The sequence below is a fragment of the Streptomyces sp. NBC_01216 genome (assembly GCF_035994945.1).
In the GTDB taxonomy this organism is placed as follows: domain Bacteria; phylum Actinomycetota; class Actinomycetes; order Streptomycetales; family Streptomycetaceae; genus Streptomyces.
In genome coordinates this window covers 179,730-201,741 of the sequence record NZ_CP108677.1, presented here as the reverse complement: position 1 = coordinate 201,741, position 22,012 = coordinate 179,730, and the positions used below count along the sequence as shown (strand labels likewise).

24 protein-coding genes and 1 pseudogene are annotated in these 22,012 nt (G+C 71.5%); 9 read left to right on the top strand and 16 right to left on the bottom strand.

Annotation, left to right across the window (positions count from 1 at the left end; genetic code table 11):
• Positions 1–28: 28 nt before the first annotated feature.
• The 10 genes from OG393_RS00800 to OG393_RS00755 form a co-directional block, all read right to left on the bottom strand.
• Positions 29–1,270 carry a cytochrome P450 family protein gene (locus OG393_RS00800; protein ID WP_327372543.1) on the bottom strand — a complete coding sequence of 414 codons (1,242 nt, stop codon included), beginning with the start codon at positions 1,268–1,270 and terminating at the stop codon, positions 29–31.
• Positions 1,267–2,496, bottom strand: a complete 1,230-nt coding sequence (locus OG393_RS00795) for a cytochrome P450 (RefSeq protein ID WP_327372542.1) — start codon at positions 2,494–2,496, stop codon at positions 1,267–1,269. The genes OG393_RS00800 and OG393_RS00795 overlap by 4 nt, the downstream gene beginning before the upstream one ends.
• Positions 2,493–3,122, bottom strand: coding sequence for a GTP-binding protein (locus OG393_RS00790; protein WP_327372541.1), 630 nt, complete (start codon positions 3,120–3,122; stop codon positions 2,493–2,495). The genes OG393_RS00795 and OG393_RS00790 overlap by 4 nt, the downstream gene beginning before the upstream one ends.
• Complete coding sequence (locus tag OG393_RS00785) at positions 3,103–3,456, bottom strand: DUF742 domain-containing protein (protein WP_327372540.1); 354 nt, start codon at positions 3,454–3,456, stop codon at positions 3,103–3,105. Before OG393_RS00785 ends, OG393_RS00790 begins: the two co-directional genes overlap by 20 nt.
• Positions 3,453–3,854 (bottom strand): roadblock/LC7 domain-containing protein, encoded by a 402-nt coding sequence (locus OG393_RS00780; RefSeq protein ID WP_327372539.1) that lies wholly within the window; start codon positions 3,852–3,854, stop codon positions 3,453–3,455. The genes OG393_RS00785 and OG393_RS00780 overlap by 4 nt, the downstream gene beginning before the upstream one ends.
• Positions 3,851–5,494: a sensor histidine kinase gene (locus OG393_RS00775; RefSeq protein WP_327372538.1), complete on the bottom strand. Its 1,644-nt coding sequence runs from the start codon at positions 5,492–5,494 to the stop codon at positions 3,851–3,853. Before OG393_RS00775 ends, OG393_RS00780 begins: the two co-directional genes overlap by 4 nt.
• Before the next feature lie 384 nt (positions 5,495–5,878).
• A complete protein-coding gene (locus OG393_RS00770) occupies positions 5,879–6,529 on the bottom strand; it encodes a hypothetical protein (protein ID WP_327372537.1) in 651 nt (216 codons plus the stop codon).
• A 71-nt stretch (positions 6,530–6,600) separates the two neighbouring features.
• The gene (locus OG393_RS00765) at positions 6,601–7,134 is read right to left on the bottom strand and encodes a DUF6114 domain-containing protein (protein WP_327372536.1); all 534 of its coding nucleotides are present in this window, start codon (positions 7,132–7,134) and stop codon (positions 6,601–6,603) included.
• Positions 7,125–7,733, bottom strand: coding sequence for a DUF6230 family protein (locus OG393_RS00760; protein WP_327372535.1), 609 nt, complete (start codon positions 7,731–7,733; stop codon positions 7,125–7,127). Before OG393_RS00760 ends, OG393_RS00765 begins: the two co-directional genes overlap by 10 nt.
• 165 nt (positions 7,734–7,898) lie before the next feature.
• Positions 7,899–8,723, bottom strand: a complete 825-nt coding sequence (locus OG393_RS00755; protein ID WP_327372534.1) for a MerR family transcriptional regulator — start codon at positions 8,721–8,723, stop codon at positions 7,899–7,901.
• 213 nt (positions 8,724–8,936) lie between these two features.
• Between OG393_RS00755 and OG393_RS00750 the strand changes: the two genes are divergently transcribed.
• Positions 8,937–9,893, top strand: coding sequence for a GlxA family transcriptional regulator (locus tag OG393_RS00750; RefSeq protein ID WP_327372533.1), 957 nt, complete (start codon positions 8,937–8,939; stop codon positions 9,891–9,893).
• A gap of 113 nt (positions 9,894–10,006) precedes the next feature.
• Complete coding sequence (gap, locus tag OG393_RS00745; protein ID WP_327372532.1) at positions 10,007–11,005, top strand: type I glyceraldehyde-3-phosphate dehydrogenase; 999 nt, start codon at positions 10,007–10,009, stop codon at positions 11,003–11,005.
• A gap of 275 nt (positions 11,006–11,280) precedes the next feature.
• Here gap and OG393_RS00740 read toward each other — a convergent pair whose 3' ends face one another.
• Positions 11,281–11,757: a MarR family winged helix-turn-helix transcriptional regulator gene (locus tag OG393_RS00740; protein WP_327372531.1), complete on the bottom strand. Its 477-nt coding sequence runs from the start codon at positions 11,755–11,757 to the stop codon at positions 11,281–11,283.
• 74 nt (positions 11,758–11,831) lie between these two features.
• Here OG393_RS00740 and OG393_RS00735 point away from each other — a divergent pair, with 74 nt between their 5' ends.
• Positions 11,832–12,713, top strand: a complete 882-nt coding sequence (locus OG393_RS00735) for an SDR family NAD(P)-dependent oxidoreductase (protein WP_327372530.1) — start codon at positions 11,832–11,834, stop codon at positions 12,711–12,713.
• A 667-nt stretch (positions 12,714–13,380) separates the two neighbouring features.
• The gene (locus OG393_RS00730) at positions 13,381–14,223 is read left to right on the top strand and encodes an NPP1 family protein (protein WP_442817389.1); all 843 of its coding nucleotides are present in this window, start codon (positions 13,381–13,383) and stop codon (positions 14,221–14,223) included.
• 112 nt (positions 14,224–14,335) lie between these two features.
• Here the strand turns inward: OG393_RS00730 and OG393_RS00725 are convergent, their stop codons facing one another.
• From OG393_RS00725 to OG393_RS00715, 3 genes are all read right to left on the bottom strand, one after another.
• Positions 14,336–14,911 carry a peroxiredoxin-like family protein gene (locus OG393_RS00725; RefSeq protein ID WP_327372528.1) on the bottom strand — a complete coding sequence of 192 codons (576 nt, stop codon included), beginning with the start codon at positions 14,909–14,911 and terminating at the stop codon, positions 14,336–14,338.
• Entirely contained in the window at positions 14,908–15,945 is a 1,038-nt protein-coding gene (locus OG393_RS00720; protein WP_327372527.1) for an NAD-dependent epimerase/dehydratase family protein, read from the bottom strand. The genes OG393_RS00725 and OG393_RS00720 overlap by 4 nt, the downstream gene beginning before the upstream one ends.
• A 148-nt stretch (positions 15,946–16,093) precedes the next feature.
• Complete coding sequence (locus tag OG393_RS00715) at positions 16,094–16,660, bottom strand: TetR/AcrR family transcriptional regulator (RefSeq protein ID WP_327372526.1); 567 nt, start codon at positions 16,658–16,660, stop codon at positions 16,094–16,096.
• Between the two features lie 364 nt (positions 16,661–17,024).
• Between OG393_RS00715 and OG393_RS00710 the strand changes: the two genes are divergently transcribed.
• From OG393_RS00710 to OG393_RS00695, 4 genes are all read left to right on the top strand, one after another.
• Positions 17,025–17,972 carry a hypothetical protein gene (locus OG393_RS00710; RefSeq protein ID WP_327372525.1) on the top strand — a complete coding sequence of 316 codons (948 nt, stop codon included), beginning with the start codon at positions 17,025–17,027 and terminating at the stop codon, positions 17,970–17,972.
• Positions 17,973–18,715: 743 nt separating this feature from the next.
• On the top strand, positions 18,716–19,204 hold the full coding sequence (locus OG393_RS00705) for a carboxymuconolactone decarboxylase family protein (RefSeq protein ID WP_327372524.1): 489 nt from the start codon (positions 18,716–18,718) through the stop codon (positions 19,202–19,204).
• Positions 19,205–19,737: 533 nt separating this feature from the next.
• Positions 19,738–20,088, top strand: coding sequence for an SH3 domain-containing protein (locus OG393_RS00700; protein ID WP_327372523.1), 351 nt, complete (start codon positions 19,738–19,740; stop codon positions 20,086–20,088).
• Between the two features lie 96 nt (positions 20,089–20,184).
• Positions 20,185–20,460 (top strand): hypothetical protein, encoded by a 276-nt coding sequence (locus OG393_RS00695; RefSeq protein ID WP_327372522.1) that lies wholly within the window; start codon positions 20,185–20,187, stop codon positions 20,458–20,460.
• 230 nt (positions 20,461–20,690) lie between these two features.
• Here OG393_RS00695 and OG393_RS00690 read toward each other — a convergent pair whose 3' ends face one another.
• Positions 20,691–21,134 carry a MarR family winged helix-turn-helix transcriptional regulator gene (locus tag OG393_RS00690; RefSeq protein WP_327372521.1) on the bottom strand — a complete coding sequence of 148 codons (444 nt, stop codon included), beginning with the start codon at positions 21,132–21,134 and terminating at the stop codon, positions 20,691–20,693.
• 102 nt (positions 21,135–21,236) lie between these two features.
• On the opposite strand from OG393_RS00690, the gene OG393_RS00685 reads away from it, so the two are divergent.
• Positions 21,237–21,629: a nuclear transport factor 2 family protein gene (locus OG393_RS00685; RefSeq protein ID WP_327372520.1), complete on the top strand. Its 393-nt coding sequence runs from the start codon at positions 21,237–21,239 to the stop codon at positions 21,627–21,629.
• Positions 21,630–21,777: 148 nt separating this feature from the next.
• On the opposite strand, the pseudogene OG393_RS00680 reads toward OG393_RS00685, so the two are convergent.
• Positions 21,778–21,977: pseudogene (locus OG393_RS00680) on the bottom strand (IS3-like element ISRhosp1 family transposase); the annotation flags it as partial.
• Positions 21,978–22,012 lie beyond the last annotated feature (35 nt).

Here is a 22,012-nt window from a genome sequence, read left to right as displayed (position 1 = left end):
GGCATGGTCGGCGGAGCGGGCCGCGAGGTCAGGCCAGGACGACCGGGAGGTCGAACAGGTCGTTCTGCGTGACGACCGGCTTGTTGCGCAGCTCCGCCGGCGGCACGGCCAGCCCGAGTTCCGGGAAGCGCGCGTACAGCGCCGGGAGCGCCACCGACGCCTCCAGCCGGGACAGTGCGGCCCCCGGACACACATGCGGGCCGTGACCGAAGGAGAGGTGACGGTTCGGCGTACGGGTCACGTCGAACGCGCCCGCCGTCGGACCGTGCTGCCGCTCGTCCCGGCCGATCGCCCCGAACGACACGATCAGGGCGTCGCCCTGCGGCAGCACCCGGTCACCCACCTCGATGTCCTCGGTGGCGAACCGGATCAGGACGTGTGACGTCGGCGTCGACCACCGCAGGGTCTCCTCGATCACGTTCTCCCACGGCACCTCGCCCTTGAGGACCAGGGCGCGCTGCTCGGGGTGGGTCTCCAGGGCCACGACGGCGTTCACGATCAGGCTGATCGTCGTCTCGTGCCCGGCCGCCACCATCAGCTGGAGGGTGTTGGTGATCTCCTCCGTGCTGAGCCGGTCGCCGCCCTCGGACGCCTCGATCAGGGCACTGGTGAGGTCATCGCCCGGCCGTGCCGTCTTCTCCGCCACGATTCCCGCGAACAGCGCGCCGAGGTCCGCCATCATCCGCGGGACTTCCTCCGGCGGAGTCTGCGTGGAGAAGAAGCTGTCGAACAGGGCCTTCATCCGGGGGTGGTCGGCGCGGTCGACGCCCATCAGCTCACCGACCACGTTCATCGGAAGCGGGTACGCGAACTCCGCCTTCAGGTCGACGACCTCACCGGCCGGGCGCTCGGCGAGCCGGTCCAGCATGCTCTCCGTCAGGGCTTCGATGCCCGCGCGCAGCCGCTCCACCCGGCGCGCGGTGAGCGCCTGCGCGACCAGGGCGCGCAGACGACGGTGCTCGTCGCCGTCCACGGTCAGCATGGACTTGCCGGGGTTGGCGAGCCCGATCAGCGGCCAGTCCAGGGGTATCACCCCACGCTGCCAGGCCCCCCACGCGTCGATGTCCTTGACCAGGCGGGAGTCGGTGAGCAGGCGCCGGGCCTCGGCGTGGTGCGTGACCGCCCAGCAGGCCACCCCGCCGGGCAGCACCACACGCGCGAGCGGGCCCGCGTCGCGCAGCCGGGCGCTCTCCCCGTCGAGGTCGGTCACGAACGGGTCCAGGACGAGAGCGTCGGTCACGGACGCGGCGGGATCGTGCGGGCAGCTCATCGGAAGGCTCCAAGGGCGGGAGTCGGGGTGTAGGTCACGGGGAGCGCGGACAGGCCGCGCAGCCAGGGCGAGGGGCGTCGGGAGAGCGCGTCCGCGGACACCGCGAGGTCCACGTCCGGCAGCCGGTCGAGCAGTACCTCGATGCCCGTCCGCGCGATGGTCTCGGCGACCTCCTGAGCGGGGAAGGGACAGCGGTGCTCGCCGTGGCCGAACGAGAGGTACGCGTTGTTGCCACCGGTCAGCGCGCCGGCGTCGGCCCGGACGTGCGGATCGGAGTTGGCGGCGGCCAGGCCCAGCAGGAGGAGGTCCCCGCGGCCGATCCGCCGCCCGCCGAGACGGGTGTCGCGCGAGGTCCACCGGCCGGCGACGTTCTGGGTCGGGGTGTCCTCCCACAGGACCTCGTTCATCGCCTCGCCGACGCTGTGGCGTCCGCCCGACAGCGAGGCGGCGAACCGGTCGTCGGTGAGCATGAGGCGCAGCGAGTTGCCGATCCAGTCGGCCGTGGGCTGGTGGCCGGCGGCCATCATCACCATCAGGTCCTGGGCGACCTCCTCCAACGTGAAGCCGGAGCGGTTGCCGAGCATCCGGGAGGCCACGTCGTCGCCCGGCTGCTCGGACTTCGCGGCGAGCAGCGCGAACATCGACTCGCCCAGGTGGCGCTGGCCCTCCAGGGCGCCCTCCTGACCGTTGATCATGTCATTCATGGCGGTGACCAGGCCCGGACCCTGCTCGTCGGCGAAGCCGTAGACGCTCGCGAGGACGCGCACCGGCAGCAGCATCGCGTACTCGGCGATGATGTCGCACGAGCCCCTGCCGCACAGGCCGTCGATGAGTTCGTCCGCGAATCGCTCCGCCCGCTCCCTGAGGACGAACGGGTCGATCGCCTCCAGGGCACCGGAGACGACGGCGGCCCGCTCGCGGTGCCGCTCGCCGACGGTGTACAGGATCGACGGCTGCTTGCGGCCGATCATGGGGAGCAGCGGCCAGTCGGCCGGGATGTTCTCCCACTGGTTCCACAGCTCGGAGTCGCGGGAGAAGAGCACCGGGTCACTGGTGACCTGGTGCAGTTCGCGGTAGCCGAGGACCAGCCAGGCGGGCACGTCCCCGTCCAGCAGGACCGGCGCGACGGCGCCGTGTTCGCGCCGGATCTGCCGGTACAGCTCGACCGGATCGGTCTGGAACCGGGGCCCGCTCAGGAGGACGGGCTGGGGCGCGGGGGAAGTCACGGGGCGGGCTCCGGGGTCGGCTGAGGGTTCTGCTGCGGGTCCGAGGCGACGACGGTCCTCAGATGCTCGACGAGCGAGATCAGGACCTGCTTGCTGGACTCGCGCGAGCGGGCGTCGCACAGGACCAGCGGTACCTCGTCGGCGAGGTCGAGGGCCTCGCGGATCTGGGCGGTGGTGTGGGCGGGGCCCCCGAAGTCGTTGCAGGCGACGACGAACGGCGTGCCGTGGTGCTCCAGGCGGTCGATCGCGTACCAGGAGTCGGCGAGCCGACGGGTGTCGACCAGCACGACCGCGCCGAGCGTCCCGGAGAAGAGCCGGTCCCAGAGGAACCAGAAGCGCTCCTGCCCCGGCGCGCCGAACAGGTAGAGGACGTTGCGGGCGTCCAGGGAGATCCTGCCGAAGTCGAAGGCCACGGTGGTGGCGGTCTTCCCGGCGACCCCTTCGGTGTCGTCGACGCTCTCGCCCGCCTGCGTCATCGTCTCCTCGGTGTTCAGCGGACGGATCTCGCTGACCGAGCGGACCATGGTGGTCTTGCCGACTCCGAAACCGCCGACGACGACGATCTTCAGACCGTTGTCGGCGGTGCTGTGCAGAGTCCGGCGCTGTTCAGAGGTTACGGAGTCCAACGAGCACCTGCTCCAGGATGTCGGGATCGGGAAGGCGGTACGAGGTGCGGGGGTGACGGGCGCTGATCCGGCCGGTGTCGTGCAGATCGGCCAGCAGGATCCGGGTGATCGACACCGGCAGACCGAGTCCGGCCGCCACCTCCACCACCGCCGTGGGGAAGCGGCACAGGCGCAGGATGGCGGCGTGTTCGGACTGCATACCGGGCGCCGGGTCGCTCTCGGAGACCACGAGGGTCACCAGGTCGAAGGCGTCCGACCCGGCGCGGCTCCGGCCGCCCGTCAGGGTGTAGAGCCGATCGGGGGAATCGTCCCGGCCCGGCCTGCCGCGGCTCATCCCCGTGGCCTCGCCACCAGGTGCTCGCCCAACTGTTCGACCAGCTCCGACATGTTGTGGCCCACGAGCCCCGCGTCGGCGTCCTCGTCCGCGACGAGCGCGAGATGGGCGCCTTCTCCGGCCTCGACGATGAACAGGATGCCGCCGTAGAACTCGGCCATCGCGGAGCGGACCCCGCCGGTGCCGTCACCGAACTCCACGGAGGCACCGTGCGACAGGCTCTGGATTCCCGCGGCGATCGCGGCCAGCTGGTCGGCCTGGTCGACGGACAGCTCGGGGGTACGGCAGAGCTTGAGGCCGTCGCGGGAGAGCACCAGGGCGTGGCGGGTGGCCGGGGTGCGTTCCAGCAGACCCTCCAGGAGCCAGCTGAGCTTCTCGTCGGTGGTGGTGCCGGTCATTGCGGATTGCCTTCCGGGTGCGAGGGGTTCGAGGACGGAGACGTCCGCGGGGCGGACGTCCGGCCGGCCGGGTCGGATGGTACGGACGGGGCGTCGGGCACGGGGGCGGCCGGGCTACCGGGCACCGGATGGCCGTCGGCTGTCGCCGGGGTGTCGCCCTCGGGCCCGGCGTCCGTCCGGCCGGCGGCGCGCACGGCCTGGCGGAAGGTGCCGAACCGGTTCGCCGCGTCGGCCGCGGCGCGGGTGCGTGGAACCGGCCTGGGGGTCCTCTCGCCGGCGGACTCCGGCCCCTCGGGGTGCGCCGCGGCCAGCGCCCTGCCGCGGCGGCGTCGCGGCAGGCCGCTCTCGCCGAACCGCGGGTGCTCGCCCGTGCTCTCGGACGCGGTGTCGTGGACGGTCTCGGCTTCCGGGGCCGGGGTGTCCGCGGGCGTGACCGGTGTGGGCACGGACACGCCGCGGCTCGCCACGGGAGGCAGCGGCTCGGCCGCGGGAACCCGAGGCTCCGCCGGGGTACGGGTGACGAGCTCCTGAGGCAGCATCAGCAGGGCGCCGGTGCCTCCGCGCGCCGAGGGCCGGAAGGACACGGTCAGTCCGTGCTTGCGCGCCAGCCGCCCCACGACGGCCAGTCCGAGCCGGGTGCCGGACAGGCCGGCCAGATCGCGGGTCGCGGCGCTCACGGCGGCCTCGGCACGGCGTAGCTGCACGTCGCTCATCACCAGTCCGCTGTCCTCGACGGCGATGACGATCCCGGCCGGGACCTCTTCGACGTAGACGTGGACCTCGGCGGTGGGCGGCGAGAAGTTCGCCGCGTTGTCCATGAGCTCGGCCAGGGCGTGCATGACACCCTCGGCCGCGTGTCCCGCGACGGCCGCGTCGCTGCTGGAGTGCAGCCGCACGCGCTGGTAGCCGCTGATCCGCCCCATGGCGCCGCGCAGGATCGACTCCATGACGATCGGACGCGCCCAGCGTCGCCCGGAACGCGCTCCGGTCAGCACGGCGACGGAGTCGGCGAGTCGGCCGGCCTGGGCGGTGCGGTGGTCGAGGTGCAACAGGTCCGTCAGGACGTCCTCGTCGGCGTGACGGTGTTCCATCTCCCGCAGGTCGGCGAGCATGCTCGTGGCGAGTGCCTGCATCCGGCCGGCCGCGTTGGCCGCCGCGGCCATGGCCGCGGACCGCCCGGACTCCGCGCGGCGCAGCCGGGACTCCAGGTGTTCGACATCGGCGGCCCTCTCCCTGACCAGCGCTTCCGTCTGGGCCCTGTGGGTCCGGGCCAGTTCCTCGGTGCGCGCGTTCAAGGACGCCTCCGCGGCCGCCGACTCCGCCGCGTACCACTCCTTCAGCCTGGCGGCCTCGCGTTCGAGGTCCTCCGTGCGCCGGACGGCGTACGCGTCCCGGGAGGCGATCTCGGCGGCGAGGGTCTCGGCCCGCCGGTTCAGCGTGCGCGCTGTCCGCCCGTACCAGGTCACGGCGAACGCCGCGGCGGAGAGCAGCAGGACACCGCAGACGGTGAACCAGCTCAGTGTGGGACGGATTCCGGCTGGTGCCGCGCTGACCGCGGCCGCGGTCAGCGCGGCACCAGCGGCGGCCGTCAGCAGGGAGGCGGTCAGGGCAGGACGAAAGGGGGAGGGTGACGCCGACATCGACCAGACTCTCGGGAGCGGGCACACAGGAAGGGGAGTCGCAACGACGGCACTATAAGTGAGTTGTTGATCAGTTAGGAACTCTCCTGACTGAATCGGTAGGGAACTTCGATTGCGTGTGATCAATGCGCGTGCGCTGAGCGGCCATTGCCGCATGTTTCGGGGAAAGCCCTTCCGATGCCGCATTCCTGAGTGGCCGTCGGGTGACCCGCCGGCCCTTCCGCGGCGCTGCTCCGTGACGCCCGTGCCTCGTCCTTTCATCCGACGTGTCCGCTACCGGAGGGCGGACCGCCGTACGGACCCGGTAGGGATCCGTACGACGCCGAGGACCCCCGCCGCCCCGAGAGCGCGGTCCCGCGCGGCACGGGGCGGAGGGGCCACGGCCTACGGGGTCACGGTGATCTGCTGCGCCGGATCGGTGGTGTCGGCCACGTCGTAGACGGCGTTGAACGTGGAACTCGTCGCGCTCGTCGGGCAGCCGAACCCGCCCGTGACCGTGACCGGGACGGACGCGTTGGTGAAGGTCAGAGTGGACGGCGTGCCGTTGGCCCAGATGCCCGGAACGTTCGCCGCCGCGGCCGGCGCGGCGACGACCGTGCACGAGGCCAGGCCGGACGTGGTGACCACGAGGCCGCCCGGCGGGACGGTCATGGTGGCGGTGACCGGAGCGCCGTGCTGCATCGAGACCGTCCAGGCCCCGCTGGTCGTCACCGTGGGGGTGACACCTGGCAGGCTCGACCTGCAGGAGCTGTACGTCGGGGCGGAGATCGGCGAGAAGACCGGTCCGGAGGCGTTGTGGTTGCCGGGGGCGGCCGGGACACTGCCCGTGGAGACGGAGACCGCGCAGGTCACCGTGACCGAGCCGGCCTTGAGGGTGGCCTTCCCGCTGAGGGTGGCCTGGAAGGCGTGGCCGGCCGGGGCGACCGTGGTCGGGCCGGCCGCCGGTAACGGCGCGGCGGTGGCGGCGGCGGCCCCGAGCGTCAGCGTGCCGATGGCGACGAGGCCGAGGGCCATGGACGTGCGTGTGCGGCTCATGTCGGTGCTCCTTGGGGATGGTCGTGCGGTGTGGGGTGGTGTCTTTCGTGGGGGGAGTGCGCGGCGGCCGTTCACGGTCCCGCCGTACCGGCGGAACCCGCCGGCGGTGCGGCCGGCGCCTCCGGCTCTGACAGCGTTGTCCCGCGAGACGGCGCCGTGGTGACCGGTTCCGTCGCCGGTCCGGGGTCCGTCGTCCGCCCCCGGTCTCCGGTGGTCCCGGTCCCGGCTGCCGTGGAATCGCCGCGCTCGCGGGAGCGGGGCTGCCAGGCGAACATGAGTCCGCCGCCGAGAATGCCCAGCAGGGTCCCGATCAGGAAGCCGCCGAGGTTCGACAGCACCAGCGCCGCGGTGGCGATGAGGGTGGTGACGATCCCGGCGAGCGCGCGGTAGTGAGGTGCGCACCAGACGGATATGCCGAGCACGATCACCACGAGACCCATCAGGACGGACGGGATGCCCGCCACGCCCTGGGTGAGCATCACCTTCAGCGGGGCGAGCGGCAGGGCGCAGATCTCGGCCCCGGCGAGCGTGGCGAAGAGGCCGCCCCAGAAGGGCCGGCTGCGGCGCCACCTCCGGAAGCGTGCCCGGACGGCGGTCAGAAGCATTCCTTCTTGCCCTTGCTGATCTTCAGGTCCAGGCCGGAGAGGGTGAAGGTGCCGGCGTTGGTGGCCCATGCCGTCTGCCTGAGGTCGGTGATGCGTACGGTGTCGGCCTGCTGCGCGAACAGGTCCTGCATGCCCTGGGCGTCGTCCGGTCCCTTGTCCAGGGTCGAGGCGTCCCGGCCGATCTCGATGTCGGTGAAGCTCGCGTCGCCGGAGAGCTGCGTGGCGTCCACGAAGAGGTTCGTCGCCTTGACCGGCGTCTTCCGGCCCGCGGTCAGGTTCAGTGAGATGTCGCCGATCAGCGGGAGCGAGGTGACCACCGACTGACAGAGGCTGTGAAGCTCGGCCTTCTTGATGGCGGTGACGGCGACCGGGATGAGTTCGTCCCGCGCGTTGACGTCCACGCTGCCGTACTGGGCGAAACCCTCGCCGCTCAGGCTCTCGGCGGAGACCTTGAACTGCTGGCCCGACACCGCGAAGGAGGCGGCGAGCGCTCCCTGGGCGAGTGCGATGCCCAGTCCGGCGGTCACGGCGACGGCCGGAATCGTCAGGACCGCGAAGCGCCGCCATCTGACGCGGCCGTCGTCTGAGTCGTGCTCCATGTCGAATCCCCTCGGACGGGTGGATGAGGTGGAGTGCGAACCGGTCGACCACCGGGGTGACCATGACAGACGTGATCGTTACTCACCGGTATGACCGTGGAGTCGAATGTAAGAGTGCCAATGGTGGTTGGCAAGGTTGTGTGAGTGTCCCCTTTCGGTCAAGTCCTACTGCTCCGTACGCAGCAGCGCGGCGACCTCGGCCTCCACCCGCCGGGCCATCGCGCGGGCGAACTCCGCGGCCACGACTTCCCCCGCCACCGGCCGCAGGGCCCCCGCGGCCTCCGCGACCCGATCCAACTGGGTGGCCGAAAGCCGGCCCAGACCTTCGGGGCCGATGACGTGCCGGCGGAAGAGGGCGACGAACCGGTCCGCGAGCGCCGCGGCCTGGGTCTGGACGAAGTCCCCGGCGTCGAGGATCTCCGCGAGAGGTACCCCCTGCCGCACCAGCGTCAGTGTCGCCTCCAGGAGCCGGCGGCTCGGGAAGGTGACGGTGTCGCCGTCGACCCGCACGTACTCCAGCGCCGCGGCCCGCCGGGTGTCCCGCGGCGTCGCGGCCGGCCCGAACATCCGCCGGAGCTCGGCCAGGCTCACGGTGACGGGCTCCTCCTGGACCCAGTCACGCGTCATCTCCCTCTCCACCCCGAGGAGTTGCGCGATAGTCCCACCCTGCTCCCAGGTGGCGAGCAGCTCGGCGATGCCGTTCACCGTGTAGCCCCTGCCCAGGAGATCGTCGATCAGCCGCAGCCGGGCCAGATGCTCCTCGGAGTACCAGGCGACGCGCCCCTCCCGGCGTGGCGCGGGCAGCAGCCCGCGCTCCTGGTAGTAGCGCAGGTTGCGCACCTTCACACCCGCCGCGGTGGCCAGTTCCTCACGGCGGTAGCGCACGCCCCCGTCACCTCGGGCGGCCTCCTCCGCCGCCCCCGGCCCCACGCCGACCGTTCCGTCCGCCGCCTCGTCCGCCGCCGTCCGACCTGCCACTTCGCTGCTCACGATCTCGAGCCTAAAGGGTGCTCCGCGCGGCCGTCGTGTCCTCGCACACGGCCCCCGGGGCACGCCGTCGTGGCCGACTCCCTTCGGTGTGGGCCGACTTCGCCCCGCCCCGCTCGCCCCCGCGGCGGAACACCGCCCGGACCGGGCGGCGCGCCGGCCGACCGGGACGCGTGCCGGGCGGCGGCTCCGCCGTGGCTGCGTAGTCTTGCGACTGTGCCGGATATCGCCTTGTTTCGTGTCGCCGTCCTCGTCCTGGAAGGGGCGAAGCCCCTCGACGTCGGCATTCCTGCTCAGGTGTTCACCACGCGGGGGAGCATGCCCTACGAGGTGCGAGTGTGCGGAGCGGAGCCCGGCCTGGTCACCGGGGGCGACGGCCTCTCGTACTTCGTCGCGCACGGCCTGGAGGCGCTGCGCTGGGCGGACATCGTCTTCGTGCCGGGCTACCGGTTTCCGGACCGGGAAAGTCCTCCCCGGGCCGTGGTCGAGGCACTGGTCGCGGCGCACGGCCGAGGCGCGCGGCTGGCCGCCATCTCGACGGGCGCGTTCGCGCTGGCGGCGACGGGCCTGCTGGACGGGAAGCGGGCGACCACGCACTGGCACTACGCGCGGGCGCTCGCGGCCCGGCACCCGCGGGTCCGCGTCGACGAGAACGTCCTGTTCGTGGACGAGGGCAGCGTGCTGACCTCCGCCGGCGCGGCCTCGGGAATCGACCTCTGCCTGCACATCCTGCGCGGCGACCTCGGAGTGGCCGCCTCCAACCACACGGCCCGACGACTGGTGGCGGCTCCCTACCGCAGCGGTGGCCAGGCGCAGTACGTGCCGCGCAGCGTTCCCGAACCGCTCGGTGAGCGGTTCGCGGCCACCCGCGAATGGGCGCTCCACCGCCTCGGCGAACCACTGACACTCGAGGTGCTGGCGCGACACGCCGGCGTGTCGGCACGGACGTTCTCCCGGCGGTTCGTCGAGGACACCGGCTACACGCCGATGCAGTGGGTGATGCGCGCACGGATCGATGTGGCGCGCGAACTCCTGGAGCGCTCCGAACGGAGCGTGGAACAGATCGCCGCGGACGTGGGGCTGGGTACCGGCGCGAACCTTCGGCTTCACTTCCAGCGGATCCTTGGCACGTCACCCACCGAGTACCGGCGCACCTTCGCCCGCGGCGAATAGCCGTCCTCCGCCCACCCGTGGTGGCGTGATCCTTGCGGATGGTGGCGATCTCGCCGCTGTCGAGGCGGCGGCGCCGCGAGGGACGCTGGTTCCGAACCGAAGGGACACCTCTCATGACTCGTATCGCCATCAACGGATTCGGCCGCATCGGCCGCAACGTGCTGCGCGCGCTGCTGGAGCGCGACAGTGGCCTGGAGATCGTCGCCGTCAACGACCTCACCGAGCCGGTCGCCCTCTCGCGCCTGCTCGCCTACGACTCGACGTCCGGCCGCCTCGGCCGTCCGGTCGGCGTCGAGGGTGACACCCTGGTCGTCGACGGGCGCCGCATCAAGGTGCTCGCCGAGCGTGACCCGGCGCGACTGCCCTGGGCCGAACTCGGTGTGGACATCGTCCTGGAGGCGACCGGACGGTTCACGGCGGCCGGGGCCGCCCGCGCCCATCTCGACGCCGGCGCGAAGCGGGTGCTGGTCAGCGCGCCCGCCGACGGCGCCGATGTCACGCTCGCGTACGGCGTCAACACCGACGCCTACGACCCCGATCTGCACACGATCGTGTCGAACGCGTCCTGCACCACCAACGCGCTCGCACCGCTGGCCGCGGTGCTGGACGAACTGGCCGGCATCGAGCACGGCTTCATGACGACGGTGCACGCCTACACGCAGGAGCAGAACCTCCAGGACGGTCCGCACCGCGACCCCCGTCGCGCCCGTGCCGCCGGCGTGAACATCGTGCCCACCACGACGGGCGCGGCGAAGGCCATCGGCCTCGTGCTGCCGAACCTGGACGGCAAGCTCTCGGGCGACTCGATCCGGGTGCCCGTTCCGGTGGGCTCGATCGTCGAGCTCAACACCACGGTCGCCCGTGACGTGACGCGCGAGGACGTGCTGGCGGCCTACCGCGCCGCGGCCGACGGCCCGCTGAAGGGCGTGCTGGAGTACTCGGACGACCCGCTGGTGTCCTCCGACATCACCGGCAACCCCGCCTCGTCGATCTTCGACTCGGAGCTCACCCGCGTCGAGGGCCGCCACGTCAAGGTCGTCGCCTGGTACGACAACGAGTGGGGCTTCTCGAACCGTGTGATCGACACGCTGGAACTGCTCGCCGGGCACTGACGACGGACCGGGCCGCGCCCACCGGCCCGGCCCGGCCGACTGAGAGGTTCCTCGGACGCTCCGGCGGGCGCTCCCCGTCCTGCCGGAGCCGCGGGCGCCTCACGGCACACGTACACCCCGGCCCCGTCGCCACACTCCGTCGCGACAGTGGCCCGGGTCCCCGGCCGAGACCATCACCGCCGCGGGCGTGCCGGGACGCGGCGGAGGATACGGCGGCACACCGGAAGCGCGGTGCGTCGGGGGCACGCCCGACGGCACGCGTTCCGGACTTCCGATCAGGTGCCACTCCCGGGCCGCGTGTCCTTCCCGGCCTTCAGCTTGCGCCACACGCCGGCCAGCGACTCCAGGTCCCGCTCGTCGAGGAGTTCGGTGAACACCGGAGCCAGAGTCGCGCGCCGGGTGGCGTCGGCCTCGGCGAACACCTCTCGTCCCGCGTCCGTCAGGGAGATCTCCACGGACCTGGCGTCACGGGCCGACGGCGCACGGGTCACCAGTCCGCGTGCCCCGAGCGCGTCCACGACACGCGAGACCTGGCTGCGGCTGAGCAGGGTGCTGTTGCCGAGAACGGAGGCGGGCACGGGTTCGGGGCTGGAAGACAGCCACAACATGACCTCGAACCAGGAGACCGGTAGGTCGTGCGCCTTGACCAGCGCCCGGTCCACGCGGTCCGTGAGTACGGTGCCGGCCCAGACCAGGCCGTAGAACGCGGAGTCGGCCGTCGGCATCGCGGCCTCGGTGAGCTTTTTCGGCATTCCCGCAGTCTAGAGGTTGTGTGTATGTACACATAATCGTATGGTGTGTGTGCACGCACATAGTTTCCCCCTCCGTGAAAGGCATTCTCGTGTCCGACCGCTCCGCCGCTTCCTCCGACCGCCCCCGCACCGTCCTGATCACCGGCACCTCCTCCGGCATCGGCCTGGCGGCCGCGATCGCGGCCGCCAGGGCCGGCTGGCGCACGGTCGCCACCCTGCGGGACACCGGGCGGGCCGAGAGCCTCCGTGCGGCCGCCGCCGAAGCGGGCGTCCGGCTCGACATCCGGCAGCTCGACGTCGTCGACGAGCGCTCCGTGGCCGCCGCCGTGGACGGCGTGATCGCGGACTACGGCCGTCTCGACGCGGTCGTCAACAACGCCGGTGCCGGGCATGTCGGCACGCTCGAACTCGAAACGGTCGCCGATGTCCGTGAGGTCATGGAGGTGAACTTCTTCGGAGTCCTGAACGTGACCAAGGCGGCACTGCCCCATCTGCGCACCGCCGGAGGCCGCCTGATCACGGTCACCAGCGTCGGCGGCGTCGTCGGCCAGCCCTTCAACGAGGCTTACTGCGCGGCCAAGTTCGCGGTGGAGGGGTACATGGAGAGCCTGGCACCCGTGGCCGCCGCCGTCGGGGTGGGTGTGTCCGTCGTCGAGCCCGGCGCCGTGGCCTCGGAGTTCGTCGGCAACATCGGACTCGACGTCGAGGCCCGTATGGCCGCGGCCGGCCCGTACGCGGAGGCGATGCGCCGCTATGTCGACCGTACCGCCGGCCGGTTTCTGGAGGGGGCCCAGAGTCCGGCCGGCGCCGCCGAGTCCGTCATGGAGGCGCTGACCGCGGAAACCCCCGCCTTCCGCATCCAGACCTCGCCGTGGGCCCGTGACTTCACCGGCCTGAAGCTGGCTGACCAGGATGGTTCGGCCGTCGTGGGGACGACCCGGACCTGGGTCTCCTGACGGGGCGGTCGCGCCCGCTGGGGCCGGCCGCAGCAGGACATCCCCTCCGCGGGGCGGGGGAGGTGTGGTGTGCCGTCCCGGAGTCGTGGCGCGGCCCCGGGCCGATCTGTGCCACGCTCGGATCCAAGGCATCATGGCCGGTGGAAGCCGGTGGAAGCCGGTGGAAGCCGGTGGAAGCCGGTGGAAGCCCGTGTGGCGGTGGCGCGCGGTACCCGCCGAGCCGTCGCCGCCGAATCGCCGCCACCGAGGCTTCCGAACCGAGCCGGGAGGTGTGGCGCACGCATGGACGAATCACGCAGAGCCTGGCTCGTGATCGGTGGCGTCGTCGCCGTCATCCTCGGAAACCTCGTGGCCATCATCCTGATGAACACCCTCGGTCGGTGACGGAGGCGGTCGACTCCGCCTGACGTCGGCCCCGCCGCCGTGGAGGGCCGGCCCGCCGGCGCCACCCACCGGAGTCCCCCCGCTCGTCGCGGCCGACCCGTCGAAGGGCGGTGCCCAAGGCCGCGCGCGACGTCTGCGCCCACGGCGGTCTCTCGTCACCCCTTCAGGAACCCCCTAGTTGACGTATCGTCAGTTTTGCCCGGTCATGCGGTACTACGAGAATCCCGGCGCGCTCAAGAGGAGGCGCCGGGGCTCTTGCTGTGAGGCCCTCGGTTCGCGAATGATGCTCCGGGCGTATCCGCCGACGACGGTCGCGGCCCGCCCGCCACCCCCGAACCGATCGGTCAGGAGCCCTCCTTTGCGGACGAACCGGCATATCACCCGACCTTTAGTGGTCGTCGGCGCAGCGCTCGCGCTGGTCGTCGGCGTGGCCCAGACGGCCTTCGCCGCACCACCGCCGGCCCTGCCAGGCCAGGCAGAAGCGATCGAGCGGACGTTCCAACCGGCCTACGACTACGACACCGACGGCTGCTATCCGACGCCCGCCATCGCGGCGAACGGAACCCTGAACGGCGGACTCAAGCCCACCGGTGCCCTCAACGGCGGTTGCCGGGACGCCTCCGACCTCGACAACACCAACGGCTATTCCCGCTGGAAGTGCAACAACGGCTGGTGTGCCGTCATCTACGCACTGTACTTCGAGAAGGACCAGGCCCTCCCCGTCATCAGCCTCGGCGGGCACCGGCACGACTGGGAGCACGTGGTGGTCTGGATACGGGACGGCGTGGCGGAGTACGTCGCGACCTCCGCGCACGGCGACTTCGACGTCCATACGCGCGACCGCATCCGCTGGGACGGCAGCCACCCCAAGATCGTCTATCACAAGGACGGTATCGGCACCCACTGCTTCCGGGCGGCGAACAGCAACGACGAGCCGCCCGAGAACCACCACCGCGCCTGGCAGTTCCCCACGCTCGTCGGCTGGTCGGGCTACCCGGCGACGGTACGGGACAAGCTCACCGGGGCCGATTTCGGAAGCGCGCACTTCGGACTCAAGGACGGCTCCTTCGCGTCCCATCTGGCGAAGGCCAAACCGGCGGGCATCCCCTTCGACCCGTACCTGTAGCGGGACCACCGGCGGCCCGCCGCGCCTCCCGGCCCGGTATCGCCGGGGCCGGGAGGCGACGCGGTGGCTCCCTCGCCGTCCGGCCCCGGTAGGACCGTCACCGCCACCGGTCCTACCGGTGGACGGCGGCGAGGCGCAGGAGCTCCTCCACCGGCCACTGGTCGTCGGCGTGCCGACCGTAGCGGACCTCGCGAATGCCGCCTTCCGGTCCGATCAGGAAGTCCGCCGGCAGGCCGAGACCGCCCCCGCCCTCGTCAGGGCCGGCCGGCCGACGGGTGAGGGCACCGCGCACCAGCGCCGGCCAGGCTCGGGGATCGAGCAGGGCCCGTGGTGAGGACTCCACGCCGAAGGCCACGTACAGCTTCTTGTCCGGGTCCGCGACGGTGGCGAACGGCAGGTCTCCCTGGTACGGAAGCATGGCCTCCACGGGGGAGTGGAACACCGCCACCTCGACCACGCCGGCGGCGCGGATCTCGTCGTGGCGCCGGGCCACCGACCGGAGGTGGAGGTTGCACACGGGGCATCCCGCGAAACGCCGGAACTGGAGATGTACCAGGGATTCCGGGTCCGGCAGACGCGTCGTCCGCGCGGTGATGGTCTCCACGGCCCTCGGGCTCACCACGTCCCCGGGGGTGAGTCTGCGGGCGGACCGCACGGCGGGCCGCTCAATCGACGACACGTTCTTCACGCTGTCTCCTGAGCGAGCGATGGCCAGGGAAATCCGTCCGGTGCCCGTACCGCGAGGGTCTCCCGCACAGCGGTGCGCCAGTCCTTCACCGGCACGTAGCCGAGCTTCTCCGCGGCCCGGTCGCCGACGCAGTACCAGTCCTCGGCCACGTGCACCAGGGAGCGGGTCAGGAACGGGGACCGGCCCGGAAGTACGGGGTGGAGCGCCTCCATCAGACGACCGAAGGCGTAGCCGGCGCGGTACGGGACACTGAAGCGCGGCAGGGGCAGGCCCGTCTCCCGCGCGACGAACTCCAGGACCTCCCGCATGGTGGGGAACTCGGGACCGCAGATGTTGAAGGACTCGTACGGGTCCAGGCTCTCGGCCAGCGCCGCCAGGGCCATGCCCTGCCCGAGGTCGGTGTCCGCCACGAGCGCCAGACGGGCGCGGCCGCCGGCGAGCCAGGGCACCATGCGGGACCGCAGCCGCGGCACGAGGGCGGGGATCATGCCGAGGGAGTTCCCGGCGCCGACGAAGTGCCCCAGCCGCAGGACGACCATGCCGGTGCCCCGGCCGGCGGCCTCGCGCATGTGGTGGTCCAGGTCGATGAGCCTGTCCGCGTGCGGCCAGAATCCCGTGTACCGCAGGGCTGAGAAGTCGTCCACCGGCCCGCCGTCCTGGGACGGGGTGCCGACGGCCACGGTCGATGCCACGACGAAACGACGCACCCGCGCCGCACACGCCTGTTCGAGCAGGTCGAGGGCGGGGTCCAGGAAGTGTGTCTGTTCCTGCCGGGCGTGGCCCCAGAAGGCCCCCCACGTCCCCGCATGGCACACCACGTCCACGTCGCGCACCACGGCCCGCCGATAGCCCGCGTCCCTCAGGTCTCCCGCCCGGACCTCTCCCGGGAAGCCGGGCGGGAGCCGCTCAGGAGTGCGGCAGGCCGCCACCGGCTCGGCCCTGGGGTCGGCCGCCAGCGCACGGAGTACCTGTCCACCGAGGAATCCGGTCGCCCCGGTCACCAGGACCCGGGTCCTGCCGTCGTGCCCGGTCACGCGATCACTTCCCTGTCTTTCCGTCGTGGAACGAGGCCGGCGGGTCCGGCGGCGGGGAAGGCGGCACCCGGACGGCTCCACCGGCCCTGGCGCGCCGCAGGGGTCAGGGGCGGCGCGGCGCCGGAGACCGGGCGCCGGGCGGTGCGCCTCACAGCTCGGCCACCCATCGGCGGAGGCGTACGGCCTCGCCCTCGACGAGACGCGGATCACCGAAGGTGTGGGTCAGCAGGCTGGCTCCCTGCAGAGCCGACAGCAGGTGCACGGCCAAGGCCCGCGCCTCCTCCCGTTCCTTCCCCAGGGCGTGGAAGCGTTCGGTGAGCCAGCCGAGCATGCCCGCGAGGACTCCGCCCGCCCGCTCGGCCAACGGACCTCCCTCCTTGCCGAGTTCGGCGCAGAGTGTGCCCACGGGGCACCCGCTGCGCGCGAGCGAGTCCCGACTGTCGAGCGTCATCAGGATGAAGGAGTCCAGCTCCGCGCGGGGCTCGCCGGACGCCCCCCACGACCGGCACAGGCCCTCGTAGAGCTCGGCCTGTTCGTCTATCAGGGCCTGTCCGAGTTCGTCCTTGGACTTGAAGTAGTAGTAGACGTTGCCCAGGGGGACATCCGCCTCTCGGGCGATGTCCGCGAGCGTCGCCCGATGGAAGCCCTGTTCATGCACGAGTTTCGCCGCGGCCTGCACCAGGCGGGGGCGCTTTCCGGTCTGCGTTCGAACCATGTCAGTTAGTCAACTGACTAACTGAGGTGATGTCAACCCCGCACGGTCCCGCTCCTGTCGGGCCGAGACCGGAGAGGGCGGATCGCCGAGCGCGGCGGAGCGGGGGTTCGGGGGTGGCACGCTCGCCTGCGGTGCGGGACGCCCGCGCCCGTCGGGCCGCGTCCGCCTCCCGGGAGAACTCCCTCGGGAGCCGCTCCCCGTGGACGGCGGAGCCCTCCGTGCGAGCGAACGGCGCGATGCCGGGGTGAACGGCCGGCCCTGTACCTCGGTCCGGGCGGCGCGGAATCGATCTTCTATCGTTGCGTGCGCCGAGCACCTCGTCCGGGTGCCGCGTCCTTCTTCACCGACCGATCGGAGCACCGCCATGCCTTCGAATGGCCTCCCCCGGCTGGGCCGACGCACGTTGATCACCGGTGGCGCGGGCCTGGCCGCGGGCGGCGCCCTGGCCGCCGCCGGTACCGCACGCGCCGCGTCGCCCCCGGCACCCGCCGCCGACCCGTACCTGCCGACGCTCCCGCATCAGACGGAAGCGGAGCAGATGATCGACTATCTGAGGATGTCCGACGCGCGGGACACGGACCGCAACCAGTACAAACTGGCTTCCGATACCAGGTCGACCGTCCTGAACTGGGGTGGCCCCGGTCGCGCCGAGGAGTACCGGGCCCTGGCGCAGTGCTCGACGTTCGTGACGAAAACGCTGATGCGCGCGTACGGGGAAGGTACCTCCGCCGGCTGGGCGACGAAGGAGTACTTCCGCGACAACTTCTTCCCGGGCCCGCCCGGTCCGGACGCATCGAAATGGGCACCGAGCGCCGAGCAGTACCGCGCCGGTTTCGAGAACGCCGCGGACATCCTCCACATCCAGCGGGTCCGCAAGCCGGCCAATCTCAGGCCGGGTGACCTGGTCGCGATCGACTACGACGACCCCGGCAGCCCCTACACCGGACACATCGTCATGATCCGCAAGGCCAAGGGTGTCTTCCGGCACGCCGTCGACACCAAGCTCACAGGCGACGTCACACCGCGCGTCTTCGAGATCATCGACTGCACCCACCAGCCGCACGGCGACCCGGACAACGGAAATCTCGCCAACTACCAGGCGTTCCCCGACTCCCGCTTCACACCCGTCCTCGACCCGGAGGGGACGGTGACGGGATGGGACAACGGCACGGGCGTCGGCTACGGCCACATGATCTTCTACTCCGACGACGTCACCGGGGTCTTCGCGGGGTACCGATGGAGCGTCAACTCCTCCTCCGTGCACGGGGTGGACGAACGTCCCGTCTGCGGCGGCCGGGTCTTTCTCGGCTGAGAGCCCGTCGGGTGGCCTCTGACCGGGCGGTCACGCCCTGGCACGCACGCTGCCGGCGTTGCCGACACGCCCCTGTGACTCCCCCGTAGCGGCATCCCGGCGCCTTGGGATCGCACGCACCAGACCGCGCCCGTCTGTCGATCGAAGGTCACCCGGCAGGCTCGGAGAGCCTGATCGTACGCGCGGCCGATCTCCTCGCCCACACGGCGGATCACCGCTTCGATCCTCGCCGGATCGATCATGGGACGCGGCATGGTGCGTACCCTGTCATCGGCGCGACCGGGCCACCACCGGATATCCTCCCGCGCTTCACCGGCCCGTCCATCGGCCCTGACCCGGGCGGAGTTCACGCCGTCCCTGGATCGTCGGGGACGGGCGCCGCCTGGACGTCCCCGGCCAACCGGTGGAGATCGAGGCCACCGCCGTCCTCGAGTGAGCGCTCCGCCTCGCGGCCGTGCGCCGGCTCTCGCCGCTCCGCCCGTCGCCCCGACACCTTACGGCCCAGGACCGGCGCGGGCACGTGCCTCCGACCGGTTCCGTGCCGCCGAAGCACCTCCGCACCCGGGTCCGGGGGCACGGCACCAGGTGTACCGGTCCGCTCCGGCGGGGGCCGAGGGCTCGGCTGTCCCGGGACGCACACGGCATGCCGGAAAGATTCTTCGGGGGCTCGGTCACGTTTCGGCGGGCCGTTCCGTCAGTGCTGTGAAGCCGCCGATACAGGCCGATGCGAAGGAGCACCGATCATGAACGACGTCTCGATCTCCCGGATGCCGAATCCCGCCGAGTTCGTGCCGGAACTGCACGAGGTCAGCGCCGCTCTCTTCCGGGCGACGGGCAACCGTTCCGTCCCCCGCGCGACGATGAGTCTGATGCACCTGCGTGCCGGGCAGATCGTCGGCAACACCTATCTGACGATCCTGAACACCGCCTTCCTGCGTAAGGCGGGGGAGACCGAGGAGCGCATCACCGCCGTCTCCTCCTGGCAGGACGCGCCGTACTTCACCGACGCGGAACGCGCCGCTCTCGCCCTGGTGGAAGCCACGCTCCAGCCCGCCCCGTACGGCAAGGAGCGGGTTCCCGACGCACTGTACGCGGAGGCGGCCCGGCACTACGACGAGAAGGCGCTGGCCACCCTCACCATCGCGATCGGCCAGGTCAACTTCTTCATCGCCCTGGCCGTCATCGGCAAGCCACAGCCGGTCGCCTCCCTCGCGGACGAACAGTGGGACTGACCTCTGACCTGAACCGGCCCCCCGCACGGGATGGAACGGGGCAGGGGGAGGGGCGGGACGTGACGGGAAGATCCGTGTTGCGAGAGGAGTGCCTGCCGTATCCCCTCGGGAGTCGCGATACCGCTGCCCCCTCCGCACCAGGAGGGGGCGGGCCTGGCAGGCACCCGAGAGCTCCCCCGCCTCAGCCGTCCCCCACCGATGACCTGGCCGAGGTCGCGGATCAGTACACCGCCACAGGCGACGCACGCTTCCGTGACCCCGACACCTTGCGTGATCAGCGTTCTCATCGTCGTCGCATCCGCCGCAGAGGGTGCCGTACCGGCCGCGCTCCTCCGACCGGGAACGGCCCTCCTGCCCGCGGCGAAGGACCCTTATGGGTGCGCGTCCGACCCGCGCGATGGTCCCATCCGGTGGCCGCCGGGCGTGTCCGCCCGGCGGCCGGAGCGGTCGTGCGGATAGTGGCTGCGTGGCGTCGGGCCGTTCACGCCCACCGGCGCGCCCCCGGCGCCGGCCTGAGGGAAAGAAGCCAAGACATGAAGAAGACAGCACTCGTGTTCATGGTCGGTGCCGCTGTGTGGGCCGGCCCGGTCACCTCCCCCGGCTGGGCAGTCGCACAGGCCGCACCCACCCCCCGGCCCATGGCCGCGGCGGCCAAGTACCCGACCGGTGAAGTGGTCTCCGACGCGTCTCTCAACGTGCGGCGCAAGCCCACGATGTCCGCGGACATCGCCAAGGCGCTCCGTCCGCACCAGCGCATCCTGCTCGACTGCCAGAAGCGAGGCGGATGGGTGGACGGCAACCCCGTCTGGTATCGGATCCACGGCTTCAACGGATGGGTATCGGCCCGATTCGTCCACAACCACCAGCCGGTGCGCCCCTGCTGACCGAAGCGAGCCGGATGACACGGGCCACCTGGCTTCACCGGGTGGCCGGCCCGCGGGCCTGACGGACACGACACGGAGGGACGCCACCCTCCGTCGATGCGGACACGGCGTCACCCTCGTGAGGGGGCACCCGGATCTCGCCCGCACGACCGGTCACACCGGGCCTGGACGGACGACGAGCACCGCCGGGTGCTGGAACTGTGGCAGGTCGTCGCCCCGGACACGACGCTCGTGTGGCTGGGGGAGCCGGACGCGGAGATCCGCTGGAAAGGCGGCGGCGGGTGCCGTCCCCGGGTCCAGGACGGGCTGATCGTCGCGCAGAGGATACGGCTTCTGACGACCACGAAACCCCTGGTCAGCACCACCAACTGAGATCTCTCTACCGAACTCGCGGCGGTCCAGTCCGGCGTTGCACCGGGCCGGGCGGTCGTCAGGCCCCTCATCAGAAGTCTCGTGCTGGTCGTGGGCGAGGGTCTGCGGAGCAGATCGTTCGTCAACGGTCAGCTCGACGGCGTTCGAGGCAGGCCCCGGATCCTGGCCAGGCACGCGGGAACGTGCCCAGGTGGCGAACAGCTCCCGTCGGGTGTCGCCCTGTCGGCTTGTCAGGTGAACGGGCCGTCGAGTGTGAAGCAGCGCAGATGGCGGGCGAACGCCTGGGCTTCGCCCGGTGGCCATGAGGACAGGCTCGCCATGATGTGGGCGGCAAGGCGTGCGCGCAGTTCGGCCACGGTGAGCCTGCCCTGCTCGGTGAGGACGAGGAGATGCGCGCGCCGGTCGACGGGGTCCGGTTCGCGTCGGATGAGGCCGGCGTCCTCCAGCCGGGAGGCCCGGCGCGTGACGCCGGATCGGTCGAGCCCCACGTCGGGCGCCAGGTCGGCCGCGCTGCAGGGCCCGGTCCGGTCGAGTGCGCTGAGCACGGGGTAAGTGAGCTCGTCCACCGCCTCGCCCATGCCTTCGGTCAGCTTCCTGTGCAGCTTCGTGCGGGTGGTGCGCCGCAGCAGGATGCCCAGCGCGTCCGCGATCTCGTGTCCTACTTCTTTCTCCACTCCCCAACAATAGCGTGCGTGGCGCACGCACTTGCTGCTACGGTCAAGAAGAAGCGTGCGCGACGCACGCATTCCTGTGCGTATCTATCGAAAGGAAGTCCCATGACCCGCACCGGTATCAAGGCCGCTCTGACCGACCTGCTCTTCAACGGCGACCTCACCCCGCGGGAGGCAGCCGACCGCCACTTCACCCCGGAGTACCGCCAGCGCACCGACGGGGTGTGGGCGGACCGCACCGAGTTCCTGGAGCACATCGCTCACCTGCGCACCCTCGTCGCCGACGGCCATGTCGAGGTCCACGAGGAGCTGTACGACGGCAGCAGGTACGCCGACCGGCACACCGCCCACATCACGAAGAAGGACGGCACGAGCGTGCGCATGGAGGTGTACGTGTTCGCCGACCTGGCAGCTGACGGCCGGTTCAGCCGCATCGAGGAGACCACCCTGATGCTCCAGGGCTCCAGCGTCGACCGCACGATCGGCAGCGCCCGTTAGCTGAGGCTTGTCCGGCAATGATCGAATAGCTGAGGCAGGCAGCTCTGTGGCTGGGCTTCTCGTTCTCCCCCGCTATCCGGCAAGAGCGAGGTGGGGATGGCGGGCGAGGCCGAGCATGAGGTTGATCCCTGGGAGCGGACACCGGGTTTCATGCGACGAGTGACCGCGTACGTGTCGTGATCAGTCGTTGTTCGAACTCGGCTGGTGTGAGGTAGCCGAGCTCGGAGTGGCGACGGCGCAGGTGGCGGTACGAAAGCCAGCGGAACAGCTCGAGCCGACCCGGCCCATGCTGCGGCGGATGCCGTGCCGGCGGCAGACGTCGGCGAAGGCGGCCGCGCTGTACTGGGCGAGTTCAACCGCTGACGGGTGATCTTCTCCGTGGT

What these genes read in the sequence shown, in the direction of transcription:
- OG393_RS00800 (WP_327372543.1), bottom strand. Translation starts at nt 1,270, where the DNA reads ATGAGCTGCCCGCACGATCCCGCCGCGTCCGTGACCGACGCTCTCGTC.
- OG393_RS00695 (WP_327372522.1), top strand. Translation starts at nt 20,185, where the DNA reads ATGCGGACACGGCGTCACCCTCGTGAGGGGGCACCCGGATCTCGCCCG.
- OG393_RS00700 (WP_327372523.1), top strand. Translation starts at nt 19,738, where the DNA reads ATGAAGAAGACAGCACTCGTGTTCATGGTCGGTGCCGCTGTGTGGGCC.
- OG393_RS00775 (WP_327372538.1), bottom strand. Translation starts at nt 5,494, where the DNA reads ATGTCGGCGTCACCCTCCCCCTTTCGTCCTGCCCTGACCGCCTCCCTG.
- OG393_RS00765 (WP_327372536.1), bottom strand. Translation starts at nt 7,134, where the DNA reads ATGCTTCTGACCGCCGTCCGGGCACGCTTCCGGAGGTGGCGCCGCAGC.
- OG393_RS00715 (WP_327372526.1), bottom strand. Translation starts at nt 16,660, where the DNA reads ATGGTTCGAACGCAGACCGGAAAGCGCCCCCGCCTGGTGCAGGCCGCG.
- OG393_RS00760 (WP_327372535.1), bottom strand. Translation starts at nt 7,733, where the DNA reads ATGGAGCACGACTCAGACGACGGCCGCGTCAGATGGCGGCGCTTCGCG.
- gap (WP_327372532.1), top strand. Translation starts at nt 10,007, where the DNA reads ATGACTCGTATCGCCATCAACGGATTCGGCCGCATCGGCCGCAACGTG.
- OG393_RS00785 (WP_327372540.1), bottom strand. Translation starts at nt 3,456, where the DNA reads ATGAGCCGCGGCAGGCCGGGCCGGGACGATTCCCCCGATCGGCTCTAC.
- OG393_RS00780 (WP_327372539.1), bottom strand. Translation starts at nt 3,854, where the DNA reads ATGACCGGCACCACCACCGACGAGAAGCTCAGCTGGCTCCTGGAGGGT.
- OG393_RS00705 (WP_327372524.1), top strand. Translation starts at nt 18,716, where the DNA reads ATGAACGACGTCTCGATCTCCCGGATGCCGAATCCCGCCGAGTTCGTG.
- OG393_RS00740 (WP_327372531.1), bottom strand. Translation starts at nt 11,757, where the DNA reads ATGCCGAAAAAGCTCACCGAGGCCGCGATGCCGACGGCCGACTCCGCG.
- OG393_RS00710 (WP_327372525.1), top strand. Translation starts at nt 17,025, where the DNA reads ATGCCTTCGAATGGCCTCCCCCGGCTGGGCCGACGCACGTTGATCACC.
- OG393_RS00685 (WP_327372520.1), top strand. Translation starts at nt 21,237, where the DNA reads ATGACCCGCACCGGTATCAAGGCCGCTCTGACCGACCTGCTCTTCAAC.
- OG393_RS00730 (WP_442817389.1), top strand. Translation starts at nt 13,381, where the DNA reads ATGCTCCGGGCGTATCCGCCGACGACGGTCGCGGCCCGCCCGCCACCC.
- OG393_RS00770 (WP_327372537.1), bottom strand. Translation starts at nt 6,529, where the DNA reads ATGAGCCGCACACGCACGTCCATGGCCCTCGGCCTCGTCGCCATCGGC.